The organism is Saccharothrix obliqua (assembly GCF_019375475.1).
In the GTDB taxonomy this organism is placed as follows: Bacteria; Actinomycetota; Actinomycetes; order Mycobacteriales; family Pseudonocardiaceae; genus Actinosynnema; species Actinosynnema obliqua.
In genome coordinates, this window is record NZ_JAHXGQ010000010.1 from 96,785 (window position 1) to 114,867 (window position 18,083).

The following is an 18,083-nucleotide window of genomic DNA, read 5'->3' on the forward strand; positions in this document are numbered from 1 at the left end:
GTCAGCGGCCCTCGCTCATCATGGTCACGAACTCGTCGAACAGCGGTGCGGCGTCGTGCGGCCCGGCTGCCGCCTCCGGGTGGTACTGGACGCTGAACGCCGGCACGTCCAGGGCGCGCACGCCCTCCACGGTGCCGTCGTTCGGGCAGTAGTGGCTGAGCTGGACGCGGCCGAAGTCGGAGCCGAACTCCTCACCCGGCTCGCCCTCCAGCGCGAAACCGTGGTTCTGCGCGGTGATCGCCACCTTCCCGGTCGCCACGTCGATGACCGGGATGTTGATGCCGCGGTGGCCGTACCGCATCTTGTAGGTCTCGCGGCCCAGCGCGCGGCCCAGGATCTGGTTGCCGAAGCAGATGCCGAACAGCGGGACGCGCTTGTCCAGCACGGCCCGGGTCAGCTCGACGGCGTGCGCCTGGGTGGCGGGGTCGCCGGGGCCGTTGGACAGGAACACGCCGTCCGGCGCGATCGCCTCGACGTCGGCGAACGTCGACGTCAGCGGCAGCACGTGCACCTCGATGCCGCGTGCCGCCAGCATCCGCGGCGTGTTGGACTTGATGCCCAGGTCCAGCGCGGCGACCCGGAACCGGCGCTCGCCGACCGCGTCCACCACGTACGGGCTGGGCGTGGTCACGTCGCCCGCGAGGTCCGCACCCGTCATCGGCGGCGCGGTGCGCACCCGCGCCAGCATGGCCTCCGGCGAGTCGAGCCGGTCGCCGGAGAACACGCCGGCCCGCATCGCGCCCCGCTCCCGCAGGTGGCGGGTCAGCATCCGGGTGTCGATGCCGGCGATGCCGACGACGCCCTGCCGGACCAGCTCCTCGTCCAGGCCGCGGGTGGCGCGCCAGTTCGACGGCCGGCGTGCCGGGTCGCGCACCACGTAGCCCGCGACCCAGATCCGGGACGACTCGTCGTCCTCGTCGTTCCAGCCGGTGTTGCCGATCTGCGGCGCGGTCTGCACCACGATCTGGCGGTGGTAGGAGGGGTCGGTCAGGGTCTCCTGGTAGCCGGTCATGCCGGTGGAGAAGACGACCTCGCCGAGGCTCTCGCCGACCGCGCCGTAGGACTCGCCGCGGAAGACCCGGCCGTCCTCCAGGACCAGTGCCGCGTCCGTCATCGCTTGCCTCCCAGCGCTTGAACCCACTGCTCGTACACGTCCTTGTCGTCGCCCCGGAACCCGGTGTCGAAGGTCTGGTCGGCCAGCCGCCAGCGCAGCACCAGCAGGCCGTCGCCGGCCATCACCTTGCCCGCGAGGCCGCGCGCGGTGCGGGCGCCCTCGATGGCGTCCAGCGGCAGCCACATCGCGCTCGCGCCGGTGCGCTCCACCAGCACGCCCGAGTCGGTCAGCTTCAGCACCGCCTCGGCGCGGTGGCCGACGTCGCCCACCGCGACCCGGTCCTGCCAGTCGTCGCCCACGGTCGTGCCGACGTAGACGCCGGTCGCGGCCAGCTTCGCGGCGCCCGGTTCGGCGGGCGGCGCGGGGAACTCGGGCAGCACCGCGGCCTGGCGGCGGGCGCGGGCCCGCCAGCCGTGCCACATGCCGTAGACGCACAACGCGAACACGGCCAGGACCAGGAGGGACAGCAGCACGCGGGTCATGCGGGAATCCTTCCGGCGGCGGCGGTCACGCGCCCGCGCAGCACCGTGGCGACGACCCGCGCGGGCAGCTCCATGCCCTCGAACGGGGTGTTCGCCGCGATGCTCGCGAAGTCCGCGCCCCGGACCACCCACGTGGCGGCCGGGTCGACCAGGGTCAGGTTGGCGGGCTCGCCGACCGCGATCGGCCGCCCGTGGTCGGGCAGGCCCGCGATCTCCGCCGGGCGCTCGCTGAGCACCCGCGCCACGCCGCGCCAGTCCAGCAGGCCGGTCTCCACCATGGTCTTCACCACCACCGACAACGCGGTCTGGAGGCCGAGCATCCCCGGCCGGGCGGCGGACCACTCGGTGTCCTTGTCCTGCGGCGCGTGCGGCGCGTGGTCGGTGGCCACGCAGTCGACGACGCCGTCCGCGAGGGCCTGCCGCAGCCGCTCGACGTCGGCGGCGGTGCGCAGCGGCGGGTTGACCTTGTTCACCGGGTCGTAGGTGGCCAGCCGGTCGTCGGTGAGCAGCAGGTGGTGGGGCGTGACCTCGGCGGACACCGCGGTGCCGCGGGCCTTCGCCCACTCCAGCACGTCGGCGGTGCCCGCGGCGGACACGTGGCACACGTGCAGCCGCGCGCCGACCTGCCGGGCGAGCAGGCAGTCCCGCGCCACCACGGCCTCCTCGGCGGCGGCGGGCCAGCCCTGGAGGCCGAGCCGGGCGGCGTTCGCGCCCTCGTGCGCCTGCGCGCCGGCGGTCAGCCGGGGCTCCTCGGCGTGCTGCGCGACGACCACGTCCAGCGCCTTCGAATACTCCAGGGCGCGGCGCATGATCAGCGGGTCGTGCACGCAGTGGCCGTCGTCGGAGAACACCCGCACGCCCGCCCGCGCCATGGTGCCCAGCTCGGCGAGCTGCTCACCGCGCAGGCCGACGGTGACCGCGCCGACCGGGTGGACGTCCACCAGGCCGACCTCGCGACCGCGTCGGGCCACGTGCTCGACCACGACGGCGTTGTCCGTCACGGGGTCGGTGTTGGCCATGGCGAACACGGCCGTGTAGCCGCCGAGGGCGGCGGCGGTCGAACCGGACTCGATGGTCTCGGTGTCCTCGCGGCCGGGTTCGCGCAGGTGGGTGTGCAGGTCCACGAAACCGGGCAGCAGGATCGCGCCGTTTCCGTCGACGACGGTGTCGGGCGTGTTCGGGTCGGTGTGCGGGTCGGTGTGCGGGTCGGTGTTCGGGTCGTGGGAGGTGATCCCGGCGATCACGCCGTCGCGGATCAGCACGTCGGACAGCGGGCCTTCGCCGTAAGGTCGCACGCCCTTGAGGACCAGGGTGTTCACGCGTTCTCCTCCTCGTGGGCGAGCAGGTGGTACAGGACGGCCATGCGCACGTGCACGCCGTTGCGCACCTGCTCGGTGATGGCGGCTCGGGGCGAGTCGGCGACCGAACTCGCGATCTCCATGCCGCGCAGCATCGGACCGGGGTGCAGCACGACCGCGTGCTCCGGGAGCAGGCCGAGCCGCCGCTCGTTCAGGCCGTAGGCGATGGAGTATTCGCGGGCCGACGGGAAGAACCCGCCGTGCATCCGCTCCGCCTGGACGCGCAGCAGCATCACCGCGTCCTGGCTGGGCAGCTCCGCGTCCAGGTCGTGCGACACGGTCACCGGCCACGCGCCCACGCCGGTCGGCAGCAGGGTCGGCGGTGCGACGAGCGTCACGTGCGCGCCCAGCGCCGTCAGCAGGTGGACGTTGGAGCGGGCCACGCGGCTGTGCAGGACGTCGCCGACGATGGCGATCCGGCGGTCACGCAGGTCCTGGCCGGTCGCGTCGCCGCCGGCCAGCCGCTCTCGCAGGGTCGCGGCGTCCAGCAGGGCCTGCGTCGGGTGCTCGTGCATCCCGTCGCCCGCGTTGACCACGGACGTGCCGACGTCCTTGAGCCAGCCCGCCAGGCGGTGCGCCGCGCCGGACGCCGGGTGCCGCACGACCACGCAGTCCGCGCCCGCCGCGGCCAGCGTGAGCGCCGTGTCGCGCAGCGACTCGCCCTTGCTCACGCTCGAACCGGACGACGAGACGTTCACCACGTCCGCGCTCATCCACTTGCCGGCGATCTCGAAGCTCACCCTGGTGCGGGTCGAGTTCTCGTAGAACATGGTGATCACGGTCCGGCCGCGCAGGGTGGGCAGCTTGCGCACCTCGCGGCCCTCCAGCGACTGCTTCAGGCCGGCCGCCGTGTCGAGGATCGCGACCGCGTCCGCCGGGTCGATGCCCTCGGTGCCGAGCAGGTGCCTCACCGCAGCACCACCCCGTCCCGCTGGTCGAACTCCTCCAGCAGCACGTGGACCTCCTCGGACCGGGCGGTGGGAACGTTCTTGCCGACGTAGTCCGCGCGGATCGGCAGCTCGCGGTGGCCCCGGTCGACCAGCACCGCCAGCTGCACGGCACGCGGGCGGCCGTGGTCGCGCAGGGCGTCCAGGGCGGCGCGGATCGTCCGGCCGGAGAACAGGACGTCGTCCACGAGCACCACCAGGCGGTCGTCGACGCCGCCGGCCGGGAGCTTCGTGGTCTCCAGCGGCCGGGTCGGGCCGCGGCGCAGGTCGTCCCGGTAGAGGGTCACGTCCAGGGTGCCTGTGGGTACCGCCACACCGCTGAAATCCCGGATGCGGTCCGCGAGCCTGCGGGCCAGCGGCGCGCCCCGGGTTGGAATCCCCATCAGGACTACCGCGGGTGCGCTGGGTGCATCGAGAGCGGTCTTCTCGATGATCTGATGGGCCATTCGGGCGACGGTGCGCGCGACGTCACCGGCCGAGAGAAGCTCGCGCTCCCCGGCCGGGTCCGTCGCACCACGTTGACGTGGCGCCACGGCTGGACCTCCTTCCCCGCCTCGCCGGACGGGTCCTTAAAGGACGTCGGACACCCGGTTGGGACCGGGCTGACCAGCACGGTATCAGGCTTCGGGGGTCAATCTTCCGGGTGGTCCACGTGGTCTCGCCCACCCGGGCCGGCGAGATCAGCTTGACCTGGTGACCACGGAGAGCAATCATTACTCTGCGTATTGATCTAAGCCTCCCCGCGGCAGTCCCCTACCGGCTGACGGGGCGAATGAACGGAGAACCGCCACATGGGCGACTACGCCAAGGCGCTGGGGGCCAAGCTCCGCGCGATCCGCCAGCAGCAGGGCCTGTCTTTGCACGGCGTCGAGCAGAAGTCCGGCGGACGTTGGAAGGCCGTGGTCGTCGGTTCGTACGAGCGCGGCGACCGGGCCGTGACCGTGCAGAAGCTCGCCGAGCTGGCCGACTTCTACGGGGTTCCCGTCGCGGAACTGCTGCCCGAGGGCCGCGTGCCGTCCGGCGCCGAGCCCGCCACGAAGATCGTGATCAATTTGGAGCGGTTGCAACAGCTGCCCGCGGAGAAGGTCGGGCCGCTCGCGCGGTACGCGGCCACCATCCAGAGCCAGCGCGGCGACTACAACGGGAAGGTCCTCTCCATCCGGACCGAGGACCTGCGGTCGCTGGCGATCATCTACGACATGACGCCGGGCGAACTGACCGAACAGCTCATCGACTGGGGTGTGCTGCCCCCCGAGGCCCGACCGGCCAAGGAGGACTGAGTTCGGCGAAATCAGCCGAGAGCCGTCCTCTGCGGACTGGGGCGGAGGACGGCGCTCGGACGGCGTCGGCGCACGTGAGGACCCCGGTGAGGGGTCCGCGTGCGTTTTGGCCCCTCCGGGGGCCGGGTCTTCCGGGGCCTGCGGTGCCGGCCCCTGTCGCCGGCGTTCTGCGCTGTTCCGCTCTCGCGGCCGCCGCCTTCCCGCGCCTACCGCGCCGCCGCCCTGAACCCTGCGAGCGCCGCTCCCCCGCCCTCAGGCACCGCCTTCGCGCTGGCGCCCCGGCTCCCCGCATCTCGCGACATCTCGGCTTTTCGCAGCCCGCCGCCTTCCGCGCCCTTCCTTCGCGCCTTCTGCCGGCCTCTCACTCCACGGCCCGCACGCCTTCCCCTCGTCTCACCCGCGTCTCCCCTGTGTCTTCTCCCGCGTCTTCCCCGTGTCTCCCCCTCGCGTCTTCCCGCATCCCCTCGCACCTTCTCCGCGTCTTCCCTTACCCCTCACCCGTCCCCGCGTCTTTCCCCTGCCGCTCAACCCTGCACACGCCCGCGCACGCCCCGGACAATGTCGTACCCCCGTGGGACAATGGACATCGGGGGCCGGAGGCCACACCGCGATCACTCAAAGCCCGCTGACCTGCGGTTTTAGCGCATCGGCGGCATACCTGGCGCGGTGGAGTGGAATTGGAATACTTTTGAATATTCCATCGGGGTAAAAAAGCGTCCTCGCCGGACAGGCAGACCGCCAAGGATGACGAAAAGGCTGCGTGTCATCCCCGTATGACCTGGTCAAGACAACCACGCCCGATCCCGGGACGCAAACGAAAAGCGTGTTTGCGTCCCGGGATCGGGCGTGGTTCGCTGCGCGCAGGCCATACGGGGATGACACGCAGCAGGTGACGTGTATGTGGTTAGAGGACTGCCCGTAGTTGGTCGGCGATGACCGCGATGCGGCCCAGCACGCCGTTCACGAAGCGGGGGGAGTCGTCCGTCGACAGTTGCTTCGCCAGTTCCACTGCCTCGTCGATGGCGACCGCGTCGGGGACGTCGGCCGCCCAGAGCAGTTCGTACAGGCCGACGCGCAGGACTGCCCGGTCCACGCCCGGCATCCGCTGCAAAGTCCAGCCCTCGGCGTGTTCCGAGATGAGGTCGTCGATCCGGGCGCGGTTGGCGGTGACGCCTTCTACCAGGCCGATCGTGTAGTCGTTGATCGGCGGCACGTCCGGTGAACCCACCCGCTCGGCGAGCAGGGTGACCGGGTCCGCGCCGCGCAGGTCCGCTTCGTAGAGGACGTCCACGGCGCGTTTCCGGGCCTTGCTGCGTGCTCCCATGGTCAGCCGTTGACCCGGCCGAGGTAGCGGCCGTCGCGGGTGTCGACCTTGATCTTCTCGCCGGTCGTCACGAACAGGGGGACCTGGATCTCGGCGCCCGTCTCCAGCGTCGCGGGCTTGGTGCCGCCGGTGCTGCGGTCGCCCTGGAGGCCCGGGTCGGTGTGCTTGATGACCAGCTCGACGCTGGTCGGCAGCTCCACGTAGAGGGGGGTGTTCTCGTGAACCGCGACCACCGCCTCCTGGTTCTCCAGCATGTAGTTCGCGGCGTCGCCGACGGTCTCCGCGGGCACGGTGATCTGGTCGTACGTGTCACCGTCCATGAAGACGAAGTCGGCGCCGTCCTTGTACAGGTACGTCATACCCCGCTTGTCGACGGTCGCCGTTTCGACCTTGGTGCCCGCGTTGAAGGTCTTGTCGACCACCTTGCCGGACAGGACGTGCTTCAACGTCGTGCGCACGAAGGCGCCACCCTTGCCCGGCTTGACGTGCTGGAACGCGGTGACGGTCCACAGCTGGCCGTCGAGGTTCAGCACCAGGCCGTTCTTGAGGTCGTTGGTCGTGGCCACTGGGGTGGGCTCTCCTGTTGGTGTGTTCGGGCGTCAGACGACCACTAGCTCTTTCGTGGTCAGGGTGAGGAGTTCCGGGGCGCCTTGGCGCACCACCAGTGTGTCCTCGATGCGAACACCGCCCTTCCCGGCCAGGTACACACCGGGCTCGACGGTGACCGCCATACCGGGCAGCAGCATACCGTCACCGGCCTTGGACAGCGTCGGAGCCTCGTGGATCTGGAGGCCGACGCCGTGCCCGAGGCCGTGCAGGAACTGCTCCCCGTAACCCGCCTGCTCGATCACGTCGCGGGACGCCGCGTCCACGTCGCGGTAGCTCGTGCCGACCGCCAGGGCCTGCCGACCCGCCGCCTGCGACGCCGCCACCAGCTCGTACAGCTCCCGCTGCCAGTCCGCGGCCTGGCCGACGACGAGGGTGCGGGTCATGTCCGAGTGGTACCCGTCGACCAGGGCGCCGAAGTCGAGCTTCACGAAATCGCCCTCGTGCACGACGGCGTCGGTCGGGCGGTGGTGCGGCACGGCGGAGTTCGCGCCGGTCGCCACGATCGTCTCGAAGCTCGGCCCGGCGGCGCCGTGGTCGAGCATCCGGCTCTCCAGCTCGCGGGCGATCTCGCGCTCGGTGCGACCGGGACGCAGGCCGCCGTGCTCGACCAGGCTCGCCAGGGCGCGGTCGGCCGCGGCGCACGCCATGCGCAACGCCTCGACCTCCGCGTCGTCCTTCACCAGCCGCAACTCCTCCACCAGGCCGGAGGCGCGGACCAGCTCGGTGCCGCGAGCCGCGTCGGTCAGGGTGTCCAGGCCCTCGACGGTGACGTGGTGGCTCTCGTAGCCGGTCCGGTCGAGACCCGCCTTCGCCGCCCGCTGCGCCAGCGTCACGTCGCACGGCCGGTCGATGACCCGCTCCAGGTCCGGCACCTGTCGCGCGGCCTGCGTGAGGTAGCGGCCGTCGGTGCAGAACACGGTGGCCTCGTCGGAGTCCGCCGACACCAGCAGGGCGGCGTTGGAACCCGTGAAACCGGTCAGGTAGCGGATGTTGAGCAGGTTGGTCACCAGCAGCGCGTCCAGCTCCCGGTCCCGGAGCGTGGCGCGCAGCGCGGCGCGGCGAGTCGAGTGGGGCATACCCGCAGCCTAGAGGCCGTGCCGGCGTCAGCACAGCACGCCGGCGTGGGCGCGCCGCTAGCGGCGGAGGTCGCCGGCCTGCTCGTAGCCGTCCCAGGTCCGCTGGGTGACGGCGGTGACGGTGGACGAGTTGAGGGTCATCACGTCCTCGGCGGACACCAGCCAGCGCTTGTCCTCCAGCAGCAGGGCCAGTGCGCCGTTCGGGGCGCGCACCGCCTTCGCACCGGCCGGGACGCGCGCCGCCACGGGCATCTCGTCCACGATCGGCGGGCGGCGGTCCAGGACGCGGGTGGCCAGGCGGTCCGCGACCGAGCGGCGCTCCACCCGCACGACCTTGCCACCGACGACGACGTCCACGGTGTTCTCCGGCGACGGCACCGCGTAGCCGTCCAGCACGCGGGCCGCCGCGTCCTTGGTGCGGCAGCCCGGCGCGTTGGCCAGGTCGAGGCCGAAGTGCGCCAGGTCGGTGGGCGCGGCGGCGGCGCCGTCGACCGTCGCGCGCACCACGTCCAGCGGCACCCGGTGGCACGGGTCCTCCGGGGAGAGCGGCGCGTGGCCGTCCGGGGTGCGGACCAGTCCCGGCCCCTCCCGCCAGCGGCCGGGAATGGTGACCGCCGGGACGGGGTTCGCGCTGAAGTCGTGGTTCCAGAAGGTGATCGTGGTGCCCTGCTCGGTCTCGTGGGCGATGGCGAACGCCTTCAACGCGTCCACGTACATCCAGTCCGCGCTGAACGCGTCCACGACCGAGCGCGTGCGGGGCTTGCGGGTGTCGGCGACTGCCTCGAAGCCGTGTTCGCCGAGGGCTTCCACGTGGTTGAGGAACGTGGGGTTCTTGGCCCGCAACACGAACTGCCCGGCCCCGTTCCAGCCCGCCGCCCGGCCCGTGGTGTCGGTGAACAGCAGGTAGAACCAGCCGTCCGCGAACAGCACCGACGGTTGGCCGGCGCCGTAGGTGTTCTCGCGGGTCGTGTCGTAGGAGGGGCTGACGATGGGCCGACCGCCCGCCTCACGCGTCCAGTGCACGCCGTCCTTGCTGGTGGCGACGCCGATGGCGTTGCCGTGCGCGTGCTCCCCCGCCGCGCCTGTGTAGTACAGGTAGTAGGTGTCACCGACCTTGAGGACCGACGGGTCGCACACGTGCATCCCGTCGAACCCCCCGACGTTGCCGCTGAGCACCGCCTGGCCCGAACTGCCGTCGGGCGCGGTGAACGGGCCGTCCGGGGTGGCGCTCTCGGCGTACAGCAGGTCGTCACCGGGCGGGTCCGCGTACCGGAGCTGGCTGCACCACCACATCCGGATCCGACCGCCCTCGGCGAGCACCGCCGGGCCGTAGTTGTAAGGAGCTTCCGGACCGGCCGCGACAATCCCGGGACTCTGCCTGCCCCGCTCCGCGACCGGGACTGGAGCCTTCGCAGGCGGTCGGCTGGTGGTTGCGATGGTGGTGGACGCAACACTGATGGGGGCGGGCTCGGCGACGCTCGGTGCGCACGCGGCCAAGGAGGCGAGGACGAGGAGGGTTCCGAGGAGCCTCTTCGGACCGACCATGATCTCCACTTCCGGGCGAGATGCGGCACCGTGTGTCGTGCGTGCCGTGCGTGCCGTGTGCCGTGTGCGCGACACCGGGGGCTCGGCCACATCCGGTTCCGACGCAGTGCGTTTCGGCACAGTGTAGAGATCGTTCTTCTCGAACGGGTGAGAGCACCAACGAGCTAACCCACTACTGGGCGCATACGTTCGATACCGCAGCCGATACCGCAGCCGGTACTGCGGCCGATCCCCCAGCCGATCCCGCAGCGCAGGCTGCGTTGAAGCCACCGCCCGACCACCGCCGACCGCCCGACGACCCCCGACCGCCCACCGCCGACCCCCGACCGCCCACCGCCCACCGCCCACCGCCCACCGCCGACGATCCCCGCCCGACGCCCGACGCCCGACGCCCGCCGACCGACGCCCGCCCGACGACCCTCGACCGCCCAAGCACCGCCGACCGCCCGGCTGTGCGTTCTGCCACACAACGGGGCCGCTGCCGGCGGCCCGCAGCCAGCGGCTCCGGCTGCGGCCTGCGGGACCAGCGGGGTCAGCCGGCGGCGGGGGTGCTGCCGTCGGCGTTGGCGTTGTTCTCCGCCAGCCAGCGGATGGCGAGGGCGTAGCCCCGCACGCCCAGGCCGACGATGATGCCGTCCGCGATCGCCGACAGGTGGCTCTGGTGGCGGAATTCCTCGCGTTTGTGGACGTTCGAGATGTGCACCTCCACCCAGGGCGCGGTGAGCTGCGAGCAGGCGTCGCGGACCGCGATCGAGTAGTGCGTCCACGCCGCGGCGTTGAGCACGACCGGGGTGCCCTCGTCGGCCGCGCCGTGCAGCCAGCCGAGCATCTCGCCCTCGTGGTCGGTCTGCCGGACCTCGACCTCGACGCCCAGTTCGCGGCCGGTCGCCGTGCACAGGTCGACCAGGTCGGCGTACGTGGTACGCCCGTACACATCCGGTTCACGGGTGCCCAGGCGACCCAGGTTGGGGCCGTTGAGGACCAGCACCTTCACAGCAGCACGCTCCCGCCGGGCTTGGCCTCGTCCGCGACCGCCGAGTAGGCGGCGGCGATCAGGGCCGGGTCGGGACCCTCCAGGCGGCCGGGCTTGGCGAGGCCGTCGAGGACCACGAAGCGCAGCACGCCGGAGCGGTTCTTCTTGTCGGCGCGCATACCCTCCATGAGCTGCGGCAGCGCGTCCGGGTCGTAGCGGGTCGGCAGGCCGAGCGACGTGAGGACGCTGCGGTGGCGGTCGGCGGTGGCGTCGTCCAGGCGGCCCGCGAGCCTGGCCAGTTCGGCGGCGAACACCAGGCCGACGCTGATCGCCGCACCGTGCCGCCAGCGGTAGCGCTCGCGGCGCTCGATGGCGTGGCCGAGGGTGTGGCCGTAGTTGAGGATCTCGCGCAGGTCGGACTCACGCAGGTCGCTGGACACCACGTCCGCCTTGACCTGGATCTTGCGGCGCACCAGTTCCTCGATGACGTCGCCGGTCGGGTCGAGCGCCCGCTCCGGGTCCGCCTCGATCAGGTCGAGGATCGCCGGGTCGGCGATGAACCCGCCCTTCACCACTTCCGCCATGCCCGCGACCAGCTCGTTGCGGGGCAGGGTCTCCAGGGTGGCGAGGTCGACCAGGACGGCGTGCGGCTCGTAGAACGTGCCGACGAGGTTCTTGCCCGCGTCGGTGTTGATGCCGGTCTTGCCGCCGACCGCCGCGTCCACCATGCCGAGCAGCGTCGTCGGCACGTGCACCAGCTTCACGCCGCGCATCCACGTGGACGCCACGAACCCGGCGAGGTCGGTCACCGCGCCCCCGCCGAGGCTGATCACCGCGTCCCGCCGACCCAGCCCGATCTGACCGAACACGTTCCAGCAGTACCCGGCGACCCGCAGGTCCTTGCCGTCCTCGGCGTCCGGGATCTCCACCCGGTGCGCGTCCACCCCGGCCGCGGCCAACTCCTCGCGGACCGCCTCGGCGGTCTCGGCGAGCGTGATCGTGTGGACGATCGCCGCCTTGTCCGTGCCGCGCAAGGTGTCGACCAGGTCACCCAGCAACCCCCGCCCGACCACCACGTCGTACGGCCGCTCCGCGGCCACGCGGATGCGCACCGGCTCGCCCATCACCACTCACTCCCATTCCTGCCCATCGCCACTCCCTCGCCGTCGCCCGCGAGAGCCGCCATGCCCATTCGACCACGAACCCACCACCACCCGACCACCACCCGACCACCGGCAGGAGCCGGTCCGGGAGAGCGGCGAGAGGGAGCTAGAGGGAGCCAGCGGGAGCGACAGGGGCGGGGTAGGAGGCGGGCGGGTCGCGCTGGCGCGGGTGCTCGAGGCGGGCTGGTCGGGGCGGGCTGGTCGGGGCCGCGGGCAGATTGCTCCGGACGCGGTGCCAGGGGCGGCGCTCCGAGCAGCGCGCTGCACGCGGAACGCCGCGAGGGTGCCTCCCGGTAGCGCGCTGCGGGCGGGGCGGGCGGAGCGGGGCGGGCGGAGCGCTTCGAGGGGGTGCCTGGTCGGGGTGCTTGGTCGAGGCGCTTACCGGGGAGTGGTGGCGAGGATGGTGTCCACCACCTCGTCCGGGGTCAGGGTGTCGGTCAGCACCTCGATGGTCGCCACCTCCCGGTACAGGGGCAGGCGGGCGTCGAGGAGGGTTTTGAAGGTCGAGCGCGGGTTCACACCGGCCAGCAGGGGGCGGGCCGTGGACAGGCCCGTCCTGCGCACGCCCTCGGTCGTCCCGACGTTCAGGAACACCACCGCGTGGCCGGCCAGGCGGGCACGCGTGGTGGCCGACAGGATCGCCCCGCCGCCCAGCGCCAGCACGCCCTCGTGCTCGCCCAGGCCGGTCTCGACCGCGGCTTCCTCCAGTGCCCGGAAAGCAGGCTCGCCGTCGGAGGTGAAGATGTCCGAAATGGACCTCCCCGTGGTCGCCACCACGTCCTCGTCGGTGTCCCGGAAGGACACACCCAGCCGCTCCGCCAGCAGCTGCCCCACCGTCGTCTTGCCCGCCCCGGGAGGGCCGAGGACGACGTACCTCGGGCTCACCGCCCCTCCCAGCGCGCTTCCAGCGCCTCCAGGTACGAGGCGGCGTTCCGCTTCGTCTCGGCGATCGAGTCCCCGCCGAACTTCTCCAGCGCCGCCTCCGCCAGCACCAGCGCCACCACGGACTCCAGCACCACGCCCGCACGCGGCACGGCGCACACGTCGGAACGCTGGTGGATCGCCACCGCGGGCTCACCCGTCCGCACGTCCACCGTGGACAGCGCACGCGGCACGGTGGAGATCGGCTTCATGGCCACCCGCAGCCGCAGGGGCTCGCCGTTGGTGATGCCGCCCTCCAGCCCGCCCGCCCGGTTGGAGCGACGCGTCACGCCCTTCGGCCCGGTGCCCCGGTCGATCTCGTCGTGCGCCTGGCTGCCCCACCGCTCGGCGGTGGTGAAGCCGTCGCCGACCTCCACGCCCTTCATCGCCTGCACGCCCATCAGCGCACCCGCGAGCCGCGCGTCGAGCCGCCGGTCCCAGTGCACGTGCGAGCCGAGACCCGGCGGCAGGCCGTACGCGATCACCTCGATCACGCCGCCGACCGTGTCGCCCGCCTCCTTCACCGCCTCGACCTCGGCCACCATCGCCTCGGTGCCGCGCGGGTCGAACGCGCGCACGGGGCTCGCGTCCACCGCCGCCAGGTCGTCCGGACCGGGCACCGGCGCGTCGGCCGGGGTCTTCGCCCCGCCGATGGACACCACGTGGCTCACCACGTCGACGTCGAGCACCTGCTTCAGGAACCGCCGCGCCACCGTGCCCAACGCCGTGCGGGCCGCGGTCTCCCGTGCGCTGGCCCGCTCCAGCACGGGACGCGCCTCGTCGAAGCCGAACTTCTGCATACCCGGCAGGTCGGCGTGGCCGGGCCGGGGCCGGGTCAACGCCTCGTTGCGCCCGGTGGGCTTCAGCTCGGACGGGTCGACCGGGTCGGCCGACATCACCTTCTCCCACTTGGGCCACTCGGTGTTGCCGATGCGCACGGCGATCGGCCCGCCCTGGGTGAGCCCGTGACGCACGCCGCCGAGGATCTCGACCTCGTCCGCCTCGAAGCCCATCCGGGGACTACGCCCGAATCCGAGCCGTCGCCGTTCCAGTTGGACGGTCAGGTCGGCAGTGGTGACCTCCACCCCGGCGACCATGCCTTCCAGCACGGCGACCAGGGCTGGTCCGTGGGACTCCCCAGCGGTGATCCAGCGCAGCACACGCGAATCCTTCCACAGCGCGACCCCGCACCGGTATGCGCGTCGCCGTTCCCGAGGGCCGGGAGCCAGGGCCGACGACGACTTGTGGCAGGTTGGCTGGACCGGACCAGACCGGTGAGTACCGGTCTATACCAGTTGGCGGGCATTGGTATCACCAAGGACCCCAGAGGGCGGTGAGCCACGTCGCCCCCGCGAGGCCGGGACCGTGCGGCAGCCCGGTACGCGGACGCCACCGCGCGGTGGCCAGCGTCACGACGCAGGCGAGTGCGGCAGCCAGCGGTAACGCCGCCCACGACACCGCGCCGAGCACCGCCCCGAGCGCGCCGGACAGCTTCACGTCGCCGCCGCCGAGCGCCGACGGGCGGATCAGGTGCACGGTGAGGTGGAGGCCCAGGAAGACCAGACATCCGATGACTGCCCGCCAGAGATCAGCCCCCGCGAACCACAGCACGATCACCAGGAACGGGTACGCGGGCAGGGTGAGGGCGTCCGGCAGGCGGCTATGTCGGATATCCGTAGCGGCGAGCAGCACGGACAGCCAGGAGACGGCGAGCGGCACCGGCAGCCAGTCCGGCGGCACGCCTACCGCCGGCGGCACGCACCACAGCGCCGCTGTGGGCAGGGCACACCACAGCCATCGGACGTCCGTGCCGCGAGGGATGACGCGCAGCAGCCGCGCGCCCAGGGTTCCGGCCACCAGGCCGGTGAGGGGGAGGACCATGTGTCCACCGTGGCCCTTGGGCCGTTCGGAGCACAACCGGGAGGGCCGGCGGATGGTCCATTCGCCGGCCTTGGCCGGGCTGCCCGCGCTCCGAAGTTCAGCGGTTCCCGGTGGTCGCGCCAAGAGAGCCACCCTAGGGAGGGACAGTCCTGGGAGGGGCAGACCCGGGGGGCAGTCCGGGGGGCCGTGTGGGGAGGACCACCTAGGGGCCACATGGGGGCCGCTCGGGGGTGGCCGCTCGGGGTGGCCGCTCGGGGGCCGTGCCGGGGGGCCGCGCGGGGGGCCGCGCGCGGGGCGCGGGGGCCGTGCCGGAGTGGCCACACGGGAGGGACCGCACCGGGAAAGCCGGCCCGAAAGGGCCGCGTTGAGAAGTCTTCCCAGGTGGTCACGCTCTCACAGCGCCAGGCGCCGGGTGCCGACCCCCGGTGTGCCGGTTCTCACCGGGCGCCGCTCCCCCGGGCGCGAACTGCCGTCCACGCCCGGGGAAGCCGCTGTCAGCGCTGCCAGGAGAACAACGCGTCCCCGGCCGAAACCGGGCCCGGCGCGGCCTGGTCGAGCAGCACGTCCGGCGTCGCGTCCAGCGCGACCACCGGGCAGATCGGCGCGAACCCGGCGGCCTCGACCTCGGCCGGGTCCCAGGTCACGACCGGCTGCCCGGCCCGCACCGCCTCACCCTTGACCACGTGCAGCGTGAAGCCCTCGCCCTTGCGCTGCACCGTGTCGATGCCGAGGTGCACCAGCACCGCGGCCCCGTCCTCGGTCGCCACGACGAACGCGTGCGGGTGCAGCGTGACGATGGTCCCGTCCACGGGCGACACCACGTCACCCGCCACGCGATCCGGCTCGACCGCCACGCCGGGACCCACCATCGCCTGCGAGAACACCGGGTCCGGCACATCGGTCAGCGGCACCACGCGGCCCGCGACCGGGCTCGCCACGCGCAACGTCACAGCAGGTCCTCGATGTCGCTCGCGATCGTGTCGGCCTCCGGGCCCACCACGACCTGCACGACGCTGCCCGACCGCATGACGCCGTGCGCGCCCGCCGCCTTGAGCAGCTTCTCGTCCACCAACCCGCTGTCCTCCACCTCACAGCGCAGCCGGGTGATGCAGGGCTCGATCTCCACGATGTTGTCCGCCCCGCCGAGCCCGGCGAGGATCTGCTCCGCCTTGTCCGCCACGTCAAGTCCTCTCTCGACAACCTGGAGTGCAGGGTGCCACCACTCGGGCACGGTCCCGTAACGGCGGTTGACACCCGCTTGGCGCGCGGAGCATCCTCCCCGCACCAACTGGTCTAGACCGGAAAGTACCAATGCCGGTCTGACTGTGCGAGCACGGGGAGGTGTCATGAACCGCAACGAGATCGTCGACGGCCCGAAGCCGAAGCACGCCCAGCTCCGGGACATCCTGCGGCGCATGGCCGAGCAGGAACTCCCGCCGGGCTCACCGATCCCCTCCGAGCGCGACCTCGCCCAGCAGTACCGGGTCTCCCGGATCACGGTGCGCGCCGCGGTCGGGCAACTCGTCGCCGAGGGGCTGCTGACCAGGGCGAAGGGCCGCGGCACGTTCACCGCCCGCCGCCGGATGGACGTCCAGCTCTACCTGGAGTCGTTCACCGACGACATGCGCAGGCGCGGCTTCGCCCCCGCCACCGAGGTGCACCGGTGCGCCGACGAGGTACCGCCGCCCGAGGCGGCGGCGGCGCTCGGTCTGCCGCCACGCGAACCCGCCTACCACCTCGTCCGGCTGCGCCGGGCGGACGGCGTGCCGCTGGCCGTCGAACGCGGCTGGTACCACCCGCGGGTCGTGCCGGGACTGCACCGGCACGACCTGACCGGCTCGCTCTACACACTGCTCGCGAAGAACTACGGCGTGCAGCTCGACCACGCCAGGCAAACGGTCTGGGCCGAGGGCTCGGACCCGGAAACCGCGCGGCTGCTCGGCGTCAAGACCGGCAGCCCGCTCCTCGTCTTCCGCCGGGTCACCAGTTCGCTGGGCCGACCCGTCGAGGACATGACGTCCTGGTACCGGGGCGATCTCTACCAGGTGACCATGCAACTGGACCGGACCGTCCCGGAATCCGGCCCGTTCGCTGCCAAGGGAGGTAACCCATGAGCGCCAGCGCCCCACAGGCGACCGGCGGTCGTGAGATCAAGGGTCTGGCCGGTTTGCAGCGGTTCGGCCGCAGTCTCATGCTGCCGATCGCGTCGCTGCCCGCCGCCGCACTGCTGCTGCGCCTCGGCCAGCCCGACCTGCTCGGCAAGGACGGTCTCGGCTGGGACAAGGTCGCGTCGGTCATCGGCGGCGCGGGCAACGCGCTGTTCGTGAACCTGCCGCTGCTGTTCGCCGTCGGCGTCGCCATCGGGTTCGCCCGACGCGGTGACGGCTCCACGGCGCTGGCCTCGGTGGTCGGCTTCGTGGTGACCCAGGCGGTCTTCGAGGCCCTGTCGCCGATCGTGCTGCCGCTGCCCGCGGACGCCGGACCGGGCGCCAAGCAGGAGATGATCAACTACTCGGTGCTGACCGGCATCGTGGTCGGTCTGATCACCGCGGTCCTGTGGCAGAAGTACCACCGCATCAAGCTCCCGCCGTACCTGGCGTTCTTCGGCGGACGGCGGTTCGTGCCGATCCTCGTCGCGGGCGTCATGATCGTCGTCGGCGTGATCCTCGGCCTGCTGTACCCGATCTTCGACAAGGCCCTCACCTGGCTCGGCGAGACGGTGTCCGGCAGCACGATCATCGGCGCGGGCATCTACGGCGTGGTCAACCGGCTGCTGGTCCCGCTGGGCCTGCACCACATCCCGAACACGTTCGTGCAGCAGGTGTTCGGCGAGTTCGAGGGCAAGACCGGCGACATCCCGCGGTTCCTCGCGGGCGACCCGACCGCGGGCACGTTCCTCACCGGCTTCTTCCCGATCTTCATGTTCGCGCTCCCGGCGGCGGCCCTGGCCATCGTGCACACCGCCCGCCCCGCGCAGAAGAAGATCGTCGCCGGCATCATGGGCTCCGCCGCGCTGACCGCGTTCCTCACCGGCGTCACGGAGCCGCTGGAGTTCGCGTTCATGTTCGTGGCGTGGCCGCTGTACGTCATCCACGCCGTGCTGACCGGCACGTCGATGGCCATCAGCAACGCGTTGGGCATCCACGACGGCTTCGGCTTCTCCGCGGGTGCCATCGACTTCGTGCTCAACTACAACATCGCGCAGAAGCCGGTCCTGCTCATCGTCCTGGGCCTCATCTACGCGGTGATCTACTACTTCCTGTTCCGCTTCGTGATCGTCAAGTGGAACCTCAAGACCCCGGGTCGCGACGAGAGCGAGGACCCGGAAGCCGACCCGAGCGCCGTCGAGGGCGCCGGGAGCGACAAGGAACGCCGCGGCAAGGGCGCAGCCGCGTCCTGACCGGCGGACG

At 72.1% G+C, this 18,083-nt stretch carries 19 protein-coding genes; 3 read left to right on the plus strand and 16 right to left on the minus strand.

Annotation, left to right across the window (positions count from 1 at the left end):
* Position 1: 1 nt before the first annotated feature.
* Genes carA through pyrR form a run of 5 tightly spaced genes read right to left on the minus strand, consistent with a single transcriptional unit; the run spans position 2 to position 4,434 of the window.
* The gene (gene carA / locus KZQ38_RS27685) at positions 2-1,114 is read right to left on the minus strand and encodes a glutamine-hydrolyzing carbamoyl-phosphate synthase small subunit (protein ID WP_219445931.1); all 1,113 of its coding nucleotides are present in this window, start codon (positions 1,112-1,114) and stop codon (positions 2-4) included.
* Positions 1,111-1,596, minus strand: a complete 486-nt coding sequence (locus tag KZQ38_RS27690; RefSeq protein ID WP_219445932.1) for a PH-like domain-containing protein — start codon at positions 1,594-1,596, stop codon at positions 1,111-1,113. The genes carA and KZQ38_RS27690 overlap by 4 nt, the downstream gene beginning before the upstream one ends.
* On the minus strand, positions 1,593-2,915 hold the full coding sequence (locus KZQ38_RS27695) for a dihydroorotase (protein ID WP_219445934.1): 1,323 nt from the start codon (positions 2,913-2,915) through the stop codon (positions 1,593-1,595). The genes KZQ38_RS27690 and KZQ38_RS27695 overlap by 4 nt, the downstream gene beginning before the upstream one ends.
* Positions 2,912-3,865, minus strand: coding sequence for an aspartate carbamoyltransferase catalytic subunit (locus KZQ38_RS27700; protein ID WP_219445936.1), 954 nt, complete (start codon positions 3,863-3,865; stop codon positions 2,912-2,914). Before KZQ38_RS27700 ends, KZQ38_RS27695 begins: the two co-directional genes overlap by 4 nt.
* A complete protein-coding gene (pyrR, locus tag KZQ38_RS27705) occupies positions 3,862-4,434 on the minus strand; it encodes a bifunctional pyr operon transcriptional regulator/uracil phosphoribosyltransferase PyrR (protein WP_219445938.1) in 573 nt (190 codons plus the stop codon). Before pyrR ends, KZQ38_RS27700 begins: the two co-directional genes overlap by 4 nt.
* Positions 4,435-4,692: 258 nt before the next feature.
* Between pyrR and bldD the strand changes: the two genes are divergently transcribed.
* Positions 4,693-5,181 carry a transcriptional regulator BldD gene (bldD, locus tag KZQ38_RS27710; RefSeq protein WP_015103676.1) on the plus strand — a complete coding sequence of 163 codons (489 nt, stop codon included), beginning with the start codon at positions 4,693-4,695 and terminating at the stop codon, positions 5,179-5,181.
* 904 nt (positions 5,182-6,085) lie between these two features.
* On the opposite strand, the gene nusB is transcribed toward bldD, so the two are convergent.
* The 11 genes from nusB to KZQ38_RS36540 form a co-directional block, all read right to left on the minus strand.
* Entirely contained in the window at positions 6,086-6,505 is a 420-nt protein-coding gene (nusB, locus tag KZQ38_RS27715; protein ID WP_219445940.1) for a transcription antitermination factor NusB, read from the minus strand.
* A 2-nt stretch (positions 6,506-6,507) separates the two neighbouring features.
* Positions 6,508-7,071: an elongation factor P gene (efp, locus tag KZQ38_RS27720; RefSeq protein WP_219445942.1), complete on the minus strand. Its 564-nt coding sequence runs from the start codon at positions 7,069-7,071 to the stop codon at positions 6,508-6,510.
* 33 nt (positions 7,072-7,104) lie between these two features.
* Entirely contained in the window at positions 7,105-8,190 is a 1,086-nt protein-coding gene (locus tag KZQ38_RS27725) for a M24 family metallopeptidase (RefSeq protein ID WP_219445944.1), read from the minus strand.
* A 57-nt stretch (positions 8,191-8,247) separates the two neighbouring features.
* Positions 8,248-9,735 carry a glycoside hydrolase family protein gene (locus tag KZQ38_RS27730; RefSeq protein ID WP_219445946.1) on the minus strand — a complete coding sequence of 496 codons (1,488 nt, stop codon included), beginning with the start codon at positions 9,733-9,735 and terminating at the stop codon, positions 8,248-8,250.
* 532 nt (positions 9,736-10,267) lie between these two features.
* Entirely contained in the window at positions 10,268-10,729 is a 462-nt protein-coding gene (gene aroQ, locus KZQ38_RS27735; protein ID WP_219445948.1) for a type II 3-dehydroquinate dehydratase, read from the minus strand.
* Positions 10,726-11,832, minus strand: a complete 1,107-nt coding sequence (gene aroB / locus KZQ38_RS27740; protein WP_219445950.1) for a 3-dehydroquinate synthase — start codon at positions 11,830-11,832, stop codon at positions 10,726-10,728. Before aroB ends, aroQ begins: the two co-directional genes overlap by 4 nt.
* A 417-nt stretch (positions 11,833-12,249) precedes the next feature.
* Positions 12,250-12,756: a shikimate kinase gene (locus tag KZQ38_RS27745; RefSeq protein WP_219445952.1), complete on the minus strand. Its 507-nt coding sequence runs from the start codon at positions 12,754-12,756 to the stop codon at positions 12,250-12,252.
* Positions 12,753-13,952 carry a chorismate synthase gene (gene aroC, locus KZQ38_RS27750; RefSeq protein ID WP_219445953.1) on the minus strand — a complete coding sequence of 400 codons (1,200 nt, stop codon included), beginning with the start codon at positions 13,950-13,952 and terminating at the stop codon, positions 12,753-12,755. The genes KZQ38_RS27745 and aroC overlap by 4 nt, the downstream gene beginning before the upstream one ends.
* Before the next feature lie 151 nt (positions 13,953-14,103).
* On the minus strand, positions 14,104-14,673 hold the full coding sequence (locus KZQ38_RS27755; RefSeq protein ID WP_219445955.1) for a prepilin peptidase: 570 nt from the start codon (positions 14,671-14,673) through the stop codon (positions 14,104-14,106).
* Positions 14,674-15,167: 494 nt separating this feature from the next.
* Positions 15,168-15,623: a PTS sugar transporter subunit IIA gene (locus tag KZQ38_RS27760; RefSeq protein WP_219445956.1), complete on the minus strand. Its 456-nt coding sequence runs from the start codon at positions 15,621-15,623 to the stop codon at positions 15,168-15,170.
* The gene (locus KZQ38_RS36540) at positions 15,620-15,853 is read right to left on the minus strand and encodes a PTS sugar transporter subunit IIB (RefSeq protein WP_308258623.1); all 234 of its coding nucleotides are present in this window, start codon (positions 15,851-15,853) and stop codon (positions 15,620-15,622) included. The genes KZQ38_RS27760 and KZQ38_RS36540 overlap by 4 nt, the downstream gene beginning before the upstream one ends.
* Positions 15,854-16,019: 166 nt before the next feature.
* On the opposite strand from KZQ38_RS36540, the gene KZQ38_RS27770 reads away from it, so the two are divergent.
* Complete coding sequence (locus tag KZQ38_RS27770) at positions 16,020-16,787, plus strand: GntR family transcriptional regulator (RefSeq protein ID WP_219445958.1); 768 nt, start codon at positions 16,020-16,022, stop codon at positions 16,785-16,787.
* Positions 16,784-18,073, plus strand: coding sequence for a PTS transporter subunit EIIC (locus tag KZQ38_RS27775; RefSeq protein ID WP_219445959.1), 1,290 nt, complete (start codon positions 16,784-16,786; stop codon positions 18,071-18,073). Before KZQ38_RS27770 ends, KZQ38_RS27775 begins: the two co-directional genes overlap by 4 nt.
* Positions 18,074-18,083: the final 10 nt, after the last annotated feature.

Bases quoted from the DNA above. Each gene is read 5' to 3' on its own strand.
- carA (WP_219445931.1), bottom strand. From the start codon at position 1,114: ATGACGGACGCGGCACTGGTCCTGGAGGACGGCCGGGTCTTCCGCGGC.
- KZQ38_RS27690 (WP_219445932.1), bottom strand. From the start codon at position 1,596: ATGACCCGCGTGCTGCTGTCCCTCCTGGTCCTGGCCGTGTTCGCGTTG.
- bldD (WP_015103676.1), top strand. From the start codon at position 4,693: ATGGGCGACTACGCCAAGGCGCTGGGGGCCAAGCTCCGCGCGATCCGC.
- nusB (WP_219445940.1), bottom strand. From the start codon at position 6,505: ATGGGAGCACGCAGCAAGGCCCGGAAACGCGCCGTGGACGTCCTCTAC.
- KZQ38_RS27725 (WP_219445944.1), bottom strand. From the start codon at position 8,190: ATGCCCCACTCGACTCGCCGCGCCGCGCTGCGCGCCACGCTCCGGGAC.
- KZQ38_RS27730 (WP_219445946.1), bottom strand. From the start codon at position 9,735: ATGGTCGGTCCGAAGAGGCTCCTCGGAACCCTCCTCGTCCTCGCCTCC.
- aroB (WP_219445950.1), bottom strand. From the start codon at position 11,832: ATGGGCGAGCCGGTGCGCATCCGCGTGGCCGCGGAGCGGCCGTACGAC.
- KZQ38_RS27755 (WP_219445955.1), bottom strand. From the start codon at position 14,673: ATGGTCCTCCCCCTCACCGGCCTGGTGGCCGGAACCCTGGGCGCGCGG.
- KZQ38_RS27770 (WP_219445958.1), top strand. From the start codon at position 16,020: ATGAACCGCAACGAGATCGTCGACGGCCCGAAGCCGAAGCACGCCCAG.
- KZQ38_RS27775 (WP_219445959.1), top strand. From the start codon at position 16,784: ATGAGCGCCAGCGCCCCACAGGCGACCGGCGGTCGTGAGATCAAGGGT.